Below are 11,645 nucleotides of genomic sequence, written 5' to 3'. Positions count from 1 at the left end.
ACCACCGCGAGGCCGCCGCCATGCCCCCCGAATCCGTCAGCACGCTCGTCTCGTTGACCGACCGCACCCCGACGATCACCGGGGCCGAGATCGTGACGCAGCTCGTGCCTCCCCGGCAGTTCGCCGACGCCTCGCTCGAGAACTACCGCCCCGACCCCGAGTTCGCCTCGCAGGCCGAGGCGGTCGCCGCCGTGACGACCTTCGGAGGCGCGGGTGCCGAGGCACCGAAGAGGGGACTGTTCCGCAAGAAGCCGGCCGCCCCGGCCGTCCGCCCGGGGCTCTACCTGGACGGCGGCTTCGGCGTGGGCAAGACCCACCTGCTGGCCGCCCTCTGGAACCGCACGACGGGGCGGCGCTACTTCGGCACGTTCATCGAGTACACGGCGCTCGTCGGTGCCGTCGGCTACGCCGGTGCGGCCGCGCAGCTGAAGGGCGCGTCCCTGGTCTGCATCGACGAGTTCGAGCTCGACGACCCGGGCGACACGATGATGATGACGCGGTTGCTCGGCGACCTGGCCGACGACGGCACGCGCATCGCGGCCACCTCGAACACCCCGCCCAACGCGCTCGGCGAGGGCCGCTTCGCCGCGGCGGACTTCCTCCGCGAGATCCAGGGGTTGAGCGACAAGTTCCTCACCCTGCGGATCGACGGGAACGACTACCGGCGACGCGAGGTCGAGGCCAGGGCACACGTGGTCGACGACGTCGACGCCGCGGCGGCCTCCCTCGGCGGCACGGTGTCGCTCGACGACTTCGACGGCGTCGTCCGCCACCTCGCGACCGTCCACCCCAGCAAGTACGTCAAGCTCGTCGACGACCTCGACGCCGTCGGCCTCCGTGACGTGCACGTCCTCACCAGCCAGGTCGACGCGCTGCGCCTCGTGGCCTTCGTCGACCGTCTCTACGACGCGCAGATCCGGGTCGTCGCGTCGGGCACGCCCCTCGACCAGGTCTTCTCCGACGAGATGCTCGCCGGCGGCTACCGCAAGAAGTACCTGCGCGCCGTGTCGCGCCTCGTGGCGCTCACCTCGCTCTGACCGTCGTCACGCCCGATGCCGGTGATCTGGTAACACGTTGTTTACCTGCGCCCGAATCGTGTTACATCGGGGAAACAATCCCGCACACGGACCGAAACCTCACCCCGAGACACTGAGGACCGCACCGGACGAGAGCGTCCCTCACCCCAGCCCGTGAACCCACGCGGTGGACCTCGACGTCGGTGCCTCCCCGGCTGAAGAAACTCGAGAGGTGACCCACCCATGGACCAAGGCAACACCGCCTTCATGTTGATCTGCGCGGCACTCGTGCTGCTCATGACCCCCGGCCTGGCCTTCTTCTACGGCGGACTCGTCAAGGCCAAGAGCGTCATCAGCATGATGATGCTGAGCTTCGGGGCCATGGGCCTCATCGGAGTGCTGTGGGTGCTCTACGGCTACTCGATCGCCTTCTCGAACGGGCCGTCGGGCCCCGCCGGGACCGACACGTACATCGGCTGGGACGGCGTCTTCGGCTTCGACCCGTCGATGTTCAGCCTGGACTCGCTCTTCCAGGAGAGTGCCGACCCGACCGGTGCGTACCCCACCATCGCCTTCGCGGCCTTCCAGGCGACCTTCGCCATCATCACCGTCGCCCTCATCTCGGGCGCGATCGCCGACCGTGCCAAGTTCGGCGCCTGGATGATCTTCGCCGGCGTCTGGGCCACGGTCGTCTACTTCCCGGTCGCGAGCTGGGTCTTCAACTTCACGCTCGGTGACGACGGCTCCGTCGTCGACGGCGGCTGGATCGCGAGCATGGGCGTGATCGACTTCGCCGGCGGCACGGCCGTGCACATCAACGCGGGTGCCGCGGCCCTCGCCCTGGCGCTGGTGCTCGGCAAGCGCGTCGGCTTCGCCAAGGGTGCCGACAAGCCGCACAACCCTCCGTTCGTCCTGCTCGGCGCCGGTCTGCTCTGGTTCGGCTGGTTCGGCTTCAACGCCGGCTCCGAGCTCGCAGCCGACGGCGTCGCGGCCCTGGCGTTCCTCAACACCATCGCTGCTCCCGCCGCCGCCATCCTCGGCTGGCTCGTCGTCGAGAAGCTCAAGGACGGCAAGGCGACCTCGGTCGGTGCCGCGTCGGGCGCCGTCGCGGGTCTCGTCGCGATCACCCCCGCCTGCGCCGCCCTGTCGCCGTTCTGGGCCATGGTCCTCGGTGCGGTCGCCGGCGCGGTCTGCGCCCTGGCCATCGACCTGAAGTTCAAGCTCGGCTTCGACGACTCGCTCGACGTCGTGGGCATCCACCTCGTCGGTGGCCTCATCGGCACGCTGTACCTCGGGTTCTTCGCCAACGGCAGCGGCCTGCTCTTCTCGGGCTCGTTCCGTCAGCTCGGCATCCAGGCCCTCTCGGCCCTCGCCGTCATGCTCTACTCGTTCGTCCTGGCCTTCGTGATCGGCTTCGTCATCGAGAAGACGATCGGCTTCCGCGTCAAGAACGAGGACGAGGTGGCCGGCATCGACCTCGCCCTGCACGGTGAAGAGGGCTACGTGCTCGAGAACTCGCGCGCCTGACCCCACCCGCTCGACGAACGGCCCCGGTCCTCGGACCGGGGCCGTTCCGCGTCCCGCGGGCACGTCCCCCGGCAGAGGGCAGGAGGCGCGGTGCGAGACCGCCTGCACCGCGCCTCCTGCGCGTGGCCGCGTCGGGCCACCGGGCCCGACCCTCGGCGCGACGGCGGTCGACACTCGGCCTCAGCGCAGCGAGAACCAGACCGTCGTCTCGCCCGGCACCTCGGTGACGCCGGCGAGCGTGTCGTGCAACGGCTCGCTGGAGGCCAGGACGCGTGCCCCGGCGGGCAGGTCGACCGGGCCACCACCGACGTTCGTCAGCGAGTGCCAGCCGTCGTGTCGCGAGAAGTGCACGACGTCGTCCGGGGCGCCGTCGGCCCACCGCAGGCTCTCACCCTGCTGCAGCTCGTGTCGCAGGGCGAGCGCGCGGCGGTAGATCGACAGGGTGGACTCGTCCTCGTCGTCCTGCACCGAGACGGCCAGGTCTTCGAACCACTCGGGTTGCGGCAGGTGCGGCGCGTGGTCGCCGAAGCCCAGGGCGGGCTCGCTGGTGTCCCAGGGCAGGGGCACGCGGCTGCCGTCGCGGCCCTTCCGCTTGTGGCTGGTGCGGGTCCAGACGGGGTCCTGCAGGTCGGCCGGCTGCAGGTCGGCCACCTCGAAGAGGCCCAGCTCTTCGCCTTGGTAGACGTAGGCGGAGCCGGGCAGGGCGAGCATCAGCAGCGTCGCGGCCCGCGCCCGACGCAGGCCCGCGTCGGGGTTGAGGGTCGGCCTGCGGCCGTCGCTCAGCACGAAGGCGTCGAGGTCCTGCCCCTTCGGCAGGCCGTAGCGGGTGGCGTGCCGGACGACGTCGTGGTTCGAGAGCACCCAGGTGCTCGTCGCGCCGCTGACGGCGGCCTGCTCGAGGGTCGAGGCGATGATCGTGCGGAACTGGTCGGCGTCGAAGTCGGCGCGTGTCAGGGCGAAGTTGAAGGCCTGGCCGAGTTCGGTGGGGCGGGCGTACAGGGGCACGCGCTCGGGCTGCACCCAGGCCTCGGCCACGGCGCTGCGAGGCGGGTCGTACTCGTCGAAGACCCGGCGCCAGCCCTCGAAGATCGTGTGCACCTCGTCACGGTCGTAGAGCGGGTCGCTGCCGTCGACCGGCAACACGGAACGTTCGGCGGCGTCGCGGAGGGGCTCGGTCAGGTCTTTCGCCAGCCCGTGGGCGACGTCGACCCGGAAGCCGTCGACGCCGCGGTCCGACCAGAAGCGCAGCGTGGCCTCGAAGTCGGCGCGCACCTCGGGGTTGCCCCAGTCGAGGTCGGGCTGTTCGGGGGCGAAGAGGTGCAGGTACCACTGCTCCGGCGTCCCGTCGGGGCGGTGCAGGCGGGTCCAGGCGCCTCCGCCGAAGTTCGACACCCAGGTCGACGGGGGAGTCTCGCCGCCGTGGCCGAGGCCGTCGCGGAAGACGTACCGGTCCCTGGCCGCGCTGCCGGGCTCGGCCGCGACCGCCTCACGGAACCACACGTGCTCGCTCGAGGTGTGGTTCGGCACGATGTCGACGACGACCTTGATGCCGGCCGCGTGCAAGGCCGTGACCATCTCGTCGAAGTCGGCGAGGGTGCCCAGCCGCGGGTCGACGTCGCGGTAGTCGGCGACGTCGTAGCCCCCGTCGGCGAGCGGTGACGGGTAGAACGGGCTCAACCAGACGGCGTCCACCCCGAGCCGCCGGAGGTACGGTACGCGGGAGGTCACGCCCGGCAGGTCGCCGATGCCGTCGCCGTTCGCGTCGGCGAAGCTGCGCGGGTAGACCTGGTAGACGACCGCCTGACGCCACCAGTCGGCGTCGGGGACGGTGGCGGGGCGGTCCGGGGAGGCGCGCGCGGCGGGGGAGTCGGAGGAGACGGTCATGGGCCGAGGATGCCACGATCCGAGCGGCCGGGGCCTGCGGGGTGCCCGAGAGCGCGAGCCGGCAGGCCCTGGCCCCGAGACGACGAGAGGCCCTGCAGCTGCAGGGCCTCTCGGGGGTGGTGGTGGGCGATACCGGGCTCGAACCGATGACCTCTTCCGTGTGAAGGAAGCGCGCTACCAACTGCGCCAATCGCCCGTGTGGGACTCGACGATGCTAGTGCATCGCGGGCTGCGAACGCCATTCGGCGCAACGCCGGGTCGTGCGTCCACAGCCCTCCGGCGGCGACCTGAGACACGAAGTTCGCTCGATTTGGTTTCTGCCCCGGGGTGTGGGTATTGTTCTTTTGCACGCAGAAATGCAAAGCGAAATGCGGATGTGGCGCAGCGGTAGCGCATCACCTTGCCAAGGTGAGGGTCGCGAGTTCGAATCTCGTCATCCGCTCGAGTGTAATGCTCACCAGAGGGTGGTCCACCGACTGGTGGCCTCCCTCTGGGGGCTACTCGTATGGTGGAGTGGCCGAGAGGCGAGGCACCGGCCTGCAAAGCCGTTCACGCGGGTTCAAATCCCGTCTCCACCTCCATTCGATCGAGGCGAAAGTCTCCGATCGATGCAGTAAGTGAATAGTGCGGTTCGAGATGTACGTCCCGAACTGCAGAAACATGAGCGATTGGCGCAGCGGTAGCGCGCTTCCCTGACACGGAAGAGGTCGCTGGTTCGATCCCAGTATCGCTCACACACAGAAAGCCCCGGCCTCGGCCGGGGCTTTCGTCATGTCCGGGCTGGCCATGTCGGGGCTGCTCATGTCCGGGCTGGTCGAGACGGGCGGCGCACCGTGACGTCCCGGTGCGCCGGGGAGGGTCAGGGGCCTCCAGCGCCGACCTCGGCGCCGGGGCCGGTCTCGGCGTTGCCGAGACCTACGCCGTTCCCGGTCCCCCCGCCCACACCGTTCCCGGTCCCCCCGCCTACACCGTTGCCGTTCACTCCGCCCACACCATTGCCATTGCCATTGCCATTGCCATTGCCGTTGTCGCCGTCGTTGCCGGGCCCGCTGTTCCCGCCGGGGGTGTCGACACCGGGGACGTCGACGGTCGGAGGGGTCACGGGGTCGACCGTCGGCTGCGTCGTCGGCTCGACCGGCGCCTCCTCGGTCGGGCTGACCTCGTCCGAGGGCTCCGGGTCGGCCGGCGACTCGTCGGTCGGGTCCTCGGACGGCGAGGGCGATCCGTCGTCCGTCGACTCGGAGGGCGTCGACGACGGATCCGTCTCGACGCCGGGGCTCGAGCTCTCGGTCGGGTCGACCGTCCCGCCGTCGCGGGTGGCGGCCCAACCGATGCCCGCTGCGAGCAGCACGGCGACGACGAGGGCCGCCAGGACGAGCGGCCAGCGCCGACGTGCCCGCGGGCCCTCCGGCTCGACGTCGGGGACGACGTCCGTGGCATCCGCCGCCGAGGCCGCACCGGCCCCGAGCACCTGCGTGCGGGCGTCGTCGCCCCGGGGCAGGACACGGGTCGCGGCGTCACCCCCGGGCAGGGCGGCCGTGGCGACGTCGGGCGCCGCCATCACCCGAGTGACGGCGTCGGTCGACCCGGCCCCCTCGGCGGCCAGCGTCCGAGCGGCCCTGGCCACCTCGGCGGCGGCGGGGCGGTCTTCGGGTGCCCGGGACGTCATGCGCGTGAGCAGGTCGACCCACCCGGCACCGATCGACGCCGGGATCTCGGGGTCGCGGGTCAGGCGCGCCATGACCGACTCGACGACCGACCCCGTGAACACCCGACGCCCGGTCAGCGCCTCGACCAGCACGAGGCCGAGCGAGTAGACGTCGGACGCCGGGGCCGGCGGTCGCCCCTCGGCCTGCTCCGGGCTGACGAAGGCGGCGGTGCCCATCAGGGTGCCCGTGGCCGTCACCCGCGTGGAGTCGATCAGGTACGCGATGCCGAAGTCGGCGAGCTTGGCCCGACGGGGGTCGCCGTCGTGGTCCGGCGAGGCGAGCAGGATGTTCGCGGGCTTGACGTCGCGATGGACGACGCCGGCACGGTGCACGGCGGCGAGGCCGTCCGCGACGTCACCGAGCAGGGCCGCGGCCTCGGCGTGCGAGAGCGGCCCCTCGGCCAGGACCGTCTGCAGGGTCGGACCGTCCACGTACTCCATCACGAGGTACGCGTCGTCGTCGTGCCCGTCCCCTTCGACCCGGGCGTCGTAGAGGGTCACGAGGCCGGGGTGGTTCAGCGACGCGAGCAGGCGGACCTCGCTCACCTGCCGACCGAGGTCGTGCACGTCGTGACCGTCCGAGCCGAAGAGCTTGACCGCGACGTCCCGCCCGAGGTCGAGGTCGTGGGCCCGGTACACGGCTCCCATGCCGCCGCGCCCGACGATCGCGTCCAGTCGGTAGCGGCCGCCCACGATCGTGCCGAGACGGGGGTCGCCCTGCTCGCGGGGGCTCACGCGCCCGCTCCCGTCGAGACGCCTTGCGGCCGGGGTGGCGAGCTGGTCCGTCCGTCTCGTGCCGAGCGGTGCGACGCCACGGCGTCCCACACGACCCCGGCCACCGCCGACTTCGACCCCGCGTGCTCGGACACCACGTCGCCGTCGGCGTCGATCACGACGACGGCCGTGTCGTCCGCGCCGAACCCGGTCGTCCAACCGACCCGGTTGAGGACGAGCAGGTCCGCTCCCTTGCGCCGTTGCTTGGCGCGTCCGAGCTCGAGCAGGTCGTCGCGGTCCCGGGCGGTCTCGGCGGCGAAGCCGACCACGACCTGCCCGACGGGCCGACGGGCGACCAACCCGGCGAGGACGTCGGGGGTGCGGACGAGGCGGACCGTCAACTCGTCGCCCGAGTCGTCCTTGCGGATCTTGCCGTCGGCGACCGAGACGGGGCGGTAGTCGGCGACGGCCGCGGCCATGACGACGACGTCGGCCTGGGGTGCGTGCTCGGCCAGCGCGGCCTCGAGCTCGAGCGCGGTTCCGACGTCGACGAGCTCGACGTCACCCCGCGCCACGAGACCCTGCCGCACGGCACCGTCGAGTGCGGCGCCGACGACGGTGACCCGGGCTCCACGGTCGGCCGCCGCGAGGGCCAGGGCCGCTCCCTGCTTGCCGCTCGACCGGTTGCCGACGAAGCGCACGGGGTCGAGGGGCTCGCGGGTGCCACCGGCGGAGACGACCACCCGCAAGCCGTCGAGGTCGCCGACCCGCACCTCCTCGTGCCGAGCACCGGGGACGGCGGCGGGGGAGGCGTCGAGGCCGGCCGGGCCGGTCACGCGGGCGAGGGCGGCGGCCACGATGTCGTCGGGCTCGCTGAGGCGCCCCGGCCCCACGTCCCCACCGGTGAGCGGCCCGTCGTCGGGCCCGACGACGGTCACCCCGCGCGACCGGAGCAGGTCGACGTTGGCGACGGTGGCGGGGTTCCGCCACATCTCGGTGTGCATGGCGGGGGCGACGACGAGCGGCGCGGTGCTCGCGAGGATGGTCGTGCCGAGCAGGTCGTCCGACAGGCCGTGGGCGATCTTCGCGAGCGTGTGCGCGGTCGCGGGGGCGACGACGATCAGGTCGGCCCGCTGGCCCAGGGCCACGTGCCGCACCTCGGCGACGTCGTCGAAGACGGACGTGTGCACGGGGTTGCGGCTCGTGGCCTCCCAGGTCGGTGCCCCGACGAAGCGCAGGGCGGCCTCGGTCGGGACGACGTGCACCTCGTGCCCGCGCAGCACGAGGCCGCGGACGACGCCGACGGCCTTGTAGGCCGCGATCCCGCCCGAGACGCCGACGACGACGGACAGGCGACGCGGGGCGTCGGCGGGGGAGGAGCGGGGGTGGTCGTGCGTCACGGTGGGCCTCGTCGATCGATGCGTCGGTCGGCCGACCCGGTGTCGGGTCGGTAGCGTTGCCCACCACGATGCCGCATCCCGCGGCCGAGCGTCGGCCCCCGACCCGACGAGCCCCCACCCTGAGGACCTCATGTGCACCGTCGTCGTCGCCGTCCAGCCGGGCGCGCCCTGGCCCGTCGTCTTCCTGGGGCTCCGTGACGAGTCGCCCGACCGCCCCTGGGACGAGCCCGGCGCTTGGTGGCCCGAGCTCGGCGACCGGGTCACGGGCGTCCACGACCGCGAGGCCGGCGGGGCCTGGCTGGCCACCGCCCGGGGCCCGAGCCGCGCGAGCGTCGTCTCAACCGCCACGAGACTCCCGAGCCGCCCGCGGGCGGCTGGACGACACGCGGGGCCCTGCCGCTCCGGGCCGCCGCCGACGGCGCGCTTCCCGAGGGCCCGCAGACGACCCGCACCTTCAACCTGCTCACCGCGTACGCGGGAGGCGCGGTGCACTCCGTGTGGGACGGCACCGTCACCGAGACGGCCCGCCTCGAGCCCGGCGTGCACCTGCTGACGCACGCCGGGCCCGACGACCGGAGCGTGCCCCGCGTCGACCGCTGGCTGCCCCGGTTCCGTGACGTCGCGCCTCCGTCCGGTCCGTTGCCGGCGGCGGCCGAGGGCGAGGGCAGCTGGACGCCGTGGCTCGACCTGCTGCGCGAGAGCAGCGCCCTGTCGACGGACGACGACGACGCCATCGTCCGGGCCGACCTCGTCGACGGCCACCTGTTCCACTCGTTGTCGCTCAGCACGGTCGCCGTTTCGGGCGACGCCGTCGCCCACCGGCACGTCCGCCTCGACGGGGCGCCCTCGGTCGCCGAGGCGATCGCACGACGCTGACCGTCCCCGGCGAGGCCCGGTTCCCCCGGCGCCGACGTCACGGGGAGTCATCGGGAATCCCGCCCGCCCCCGCGGCGTTAGGGTCGTGAGGCTCGTCCGACCCCCGAGCCGCAGCAAAGGAACCCTCGTGAAGATCACCGCCGTCCGCACCGTCCGTCGCCTCGCCTCGGTCGGCGTCATCGCCGCCGCCGCCGTCGCCCTGGCCGCCTGCGCGCCCGCCTCCACCGACGGGGTCGTCCAGTCCACCGGCAGCGCGACCGCCGACACGAGCGCCGCCAAGAGCCTGTCCGACATCCAGGCGGCCGGCGAGATCGTCATCGGCACCGAGGGCACCTACCAGCCCTTCACGTACCACGAGGGCGGGGCCGGCGCGCTGACCGGCTACGACGTCGACGTCGCCACGGCCGTCGCCGAGAAGCTCGGCGTCACCCCCAAGTTCGAAGAGACCCAGTTCGACGCCCTGCTCGCCGGGCTCACCGCCGGTCGCTTCGACCTCGTCGCGAACCAGATCTCGATCACCGACGAGCGCGAGGCGACGTACGACTTCTCGACGCCCTACACGGTCAGCCGCGGCGTCGTCATCACGCCCGCCGACAACACCGACATCACCTCGCTCGCCGACCTTAAGGGCAAGACGACGGCCCAGTCGCAGTCGAGCAACTTCTACACGACCGCGAAGGACGCGGGCGCCGACGTGCAGGTCGTCGAGGGCTGGGCCCAGTCCGTCGCGCTGCTCGAGCAGGGCCGCATCGACGCGACGGTCAACGACGAACTGACCTTCCTCGACTACGTCAAGACCAACCCCGACCAGGCCGCCGGCATCAAGATCGCGGCGACCACCGACGACGTCTCGCGCTCGGCCCTGGTCACCACCAAGGGCAGCGACGACCTCGTGACGGCGATCGACGACGCCCTCGCCGAGCTGAAGTCCGACGGCACGCTGTCGACCATCAGCGAGAAGTACTTCGGCCAGGACGTCAGCGAGTAAGCGTGCAGTCCTCCCTCGACCTGTTCTGGCGGTCGCTCTGGCCGATCGTGTCGGGGGCGCTCGTCGCGTCGATCCCGCTCGCCTTCGCGTCGATGGCGATCGGGCTGGTCATCGCCGTCGTCATCGCGCTCGTGCGACTGTCGGGCACGGCGGTGCTCGCGGGCATCGCCCGGGTCTACATCTCGATCATCCGGGGCACGCCCCTGCTCGTGCAGCTGTTCGTCGTCTTCTACGGCCTGCCGTCGATCGGCGTCAGGCTCGACCCCTGGCCGAGCGCGATCATCGCGTTCTCCCTGAACGTCGGCGGGTACGCCGCCGAGGTCATCCGGGCCGCGATCCTCTCGGTGCCCAAGGGGCAGTGGGAGGCCGCCCACACGATCGGCATGTCGCGGGGGCTCGCCCTCCGGCGGATCATCCTGCCCCAGGCGGCCCGGGTCTCGGTGCCACCGCTGTCGAACACGTTCATCAGCCTCGTGAAGGACACCTCGTTGGCGAGCGTCATCCTCGTCGTCGAGCTGTTCCGTCAGGCGCAGCAGATCGCGACCGTCTCGAACCAGTTCTTGCTGATCTACCTCGAGGCCGCCCTGGTCTACTGGGTGATCTGCCTGATCCTGTCGTTCGGGCAGGACGCACTCGAGAAGAGATTGGACCGCCACGTTGCCCGCTGACGTCACCCCGCCCCGGCCGGCCGACCCGACCGGCGCCCCCGTGCTGACCGTCCGCGGCCTGCACAAGTCGTTCGGCGAGAACGAGGTGCTGCGGGGCATCGACCTCGAGGTGAGGCGAGGGCGCGTCGTCGCCATCATCGGCCCCTCGGGCTCGGGCAAGACGACCGTGCTGCGCTCGCTCAACAGCCTCGAGGTGCCCGACGGGGGAGTCGTCACGCTCTCCGACGGTCGGTCGATCGACTTCGGAGGCAAGGTCGGCAAGCGCGATCTGCTCGCCCTCCGCGACCGGTCGTCGATGGTGTTCCAGCACTTCAACCTGTTCCCGCACCTCACCGTGCTGCAGAACGTCGTCGAGGGCCCGGTCCGCGTCCAGGGTCGAGACCCGCAGGAGGCGCGGGTCGAGGCCGAGGGCCTCCTCGCGCGCGTGGGCCTCGCCGAGAAGGCCGGGGCCTACCCCTCCGAGCTCTCGGGCGGGCAGCAGCAGCGCGTGGGCATCGTCCGGGCGCTCGCCCTGCGGCCCGAGCTGCTGCTCTTCGACGAACCGACCTCCGCACTCGACCCCGAACTGGTCGGCGACGTGCTCACCGTCGTGAAAGAGCTCGCCGACGAGGGCTGGACGATGATCGTCGTCACCCACGAGCTCGAGTTCGCCCGCCGCGTCGCCGACGAGCTGCTCTTCATGGACGCCGGCGTCGTCGTCGAGCGCGGTCGGCCCGCCGACGTGCTCACGCGACCCCGCGAGGCCCGCACCCGGCAGTTCCTGCAGCGGGTGCTCAAGCCGCTCGACGACTGACGGGCCTCCCGTGCCCGAGACGACCCGCGCCTCCTCGTCCACCGGACCAGGAGGCGCGGGTCGTCCGCCGG

Annotated in this window: 10 protein-coding genes and 4 tRNA genes; 10 read left to right on the top strand and 4 right to left on the bottom strand. The window is 72.1% G+C overall.

Annotated elements, in window-relative coordinates; translation table 11 throughout:
• Window positions 1–20 precede the first annotated feature (20 nt).
• On the top strand, window positions 21–1,037 hold the full coding sequence (gene zapE, locus ITJ55_RS02170; RefSeq protein WP_194593888.1) for a cell division protein ZapE: 1,017 nt from the start codon (window positions 21–23) through the stop codon (window positions 1,035–1,037).
• Between the two features lie 222 nt (window positions 1,038–1,259).
• On the top strand, window positions 1,260–2,543 hold the full coding sequence (locus ITJ55_RS02165; protein WP_194593887.1) for an ammonium transporter: 1,284 nt from the start codon (window positions 1,260–1,262) through the stop codon (window positions 2,541–2,543).
• Window positions 2,544–2,723: 180 nt separating this feature from the next.
• Here the strand turns inward: ITJ55_RS02165 and ITJ55_RS02160 are convergent, their stop codons facing one another.
• Entirely contained in the window at window positions 2,724–4,427 is a 1,704-nt protein-coding gene (locus ITJ55_RS02160; RefSeq protein WP_194593886.1) for a glycoside hydrolase family 13 protein, read from the bottom strand.
• Window positions 4,428–4,547: 120 nt separating this feature from the next.
• Window positions 4,548–4,623: transfer RNA gene (locus ITJ55_RS02155), tRNA-Val, on the bottom strand.
• A gap of 174 nt (window positions 4,624–4,797) precedes the next feature.
• Between ITJ55_RS02155 and ITJ55_RS02150 the strand changes: the two genes are divergently transcribed.
• From ITJ55_RS02150 to ITJ55_RS02140, 3 genes are all read left to right on the top strand, one after another.
• Window positions 4,798–4,869 (top strand) — tRNA-Gly (locus ITJ55_RS02150).
• 65 nt (window positions 4,870–4,934) lie between these two features.
• Window positions 4,935–5,008: transfer RNA gene (locus ITJ55_RS02145), tRNA-Cys, on the top strand.
• A gap of 81 nt (window positions 5,009–5,089) precedes the next feature.
• Window positions 5,090–5,161 (top strand) — tRNA-Val (locus ITJ55_RS02140).
• Between the two features lie 125 nt (window positions 5,162–5,286).
• Here the strand turns inward: ITJ55_RS02140 and ITJ55_RS02135 are convergent.
• Both ITJ55_RS02135 and coaBC read right to left on the bottom strand, forming a co-directional pair.
• Complete coding sequence (locus ITJ55_RS02135) at window positions 5,287–6,870, bottom strand: serine/threonine-protein kinase (RefSeq protein WP_194593885.1); 1,584 nt, start codon at window positions 6,868–6,870, stop codon at window positions 5,287–5,289.
• Window positions 6,867–8,201, bottom strand: a complete 1,335-nt coding sequence (gene coaBC / locus ITJ55_RS02130; RefSeq protein ID WP_194594702.1) for a bifunctional phosphopantothenoylcysteine decarboxylase/phosphopantothenate--cysteine ligase CoaBC — start codon at window positions 8,199–8,201, stop codon at window positions 6,867–6,869. The genes ITJ55_RS02135 and coaBC overlap by 4 nt, the downstream gene beginning before the upstream one ends.
• A 178-nt stretch (window positions 8,202–8,379) precedes the next feature.
• Here coaBC and ITJ55_RS16410 point away from each other — a divergent pair, with 178 nt between their 5' ends.
• From ITJ55_RS16410 to ITJ55_RS02110, 5 genes are all read left to right on the top strand, one after another.
• The gene (locus ITJ55_RS16410) at window positions 8,380–8,802 is read left to right on the top strand and encodes an NRDE family protein (RefSeq protein WP_370543969.1); all 423 of its coding nucleotides are present in this window, start codon (window positions 8,380–8,382) and stop codon (window positions 8,800–8,802) included.
• Window positions 8,736–9,125 carry a hypothetical protein gene (locus ITJ55_RS02125; protein WP_194593884.1) on the top strand — a complete coding sequence of 130 codons (390 nt, stop codon included), beginning with the start codon at window positions 8,736–8,738 and terminating at the stop codon, window positions 9,123–9,125. The genes ITJ55_RS16410 and ITJ55_RS02125 overlap by 67 nt, the downstream gene beginning before the upstream one ends.
• Window positions 9,126–9,258: 133 nt before the next feature.
• Window positions 9,259–10,113, top strand: coding sequence for an amino acid ABC transporter substrate-binding protein (locus ITJ55_RS02120; RefSeq protein WP_194594701.1), 855 nt, complete (start codon window positions 9,259–9,261; stop codon window positions 10,111–10,113).
• A gap of 2 nt (window positions 10,114–10,115) precedes the next feature.
• Window positions 10,116–10,781: an amino acid ABC transporter permease gene (locus ITJ55_RS02115; protein ID WP_194593883.1), complete on the top strand. Its 666-nt coding sequence runs from the start codon at window positions 10,116–10,118 to the stop codon at window positions 10,779–10,781.
• A complete protein-coding gene (locus tag ITJ55_RS02110) occupies window positions 10,771–11,574 on the top strand; it encodes an amino acid ABC transporter ATP-binding protein (protein WP_305038553.1) in 804 nt (267 codons plus the stop codon). The genes ITJ55_RS02115 and ITJ55_RS02110 overlap by 11 nt, the downstream gene beginning before the upstream one ends.
• Window positions 11,575–11,645: the final 71 nt, after the last annotated feature.

The sequence above is a fragment of the Frigoribacterium sp. VKM Ac-1396 genome, from assembly GCF_015350895.1.
In the GTDB taxonomy this organism is placed as follows: domain Bacteria; phylum Actinomycetota; class Actinomycetes; order Actinomycetales; family Microbacteriaceae; genus Frigoribacterium.
This window is presented reverse-complemented; position numbering and strand designations above follow the sequence as displayed.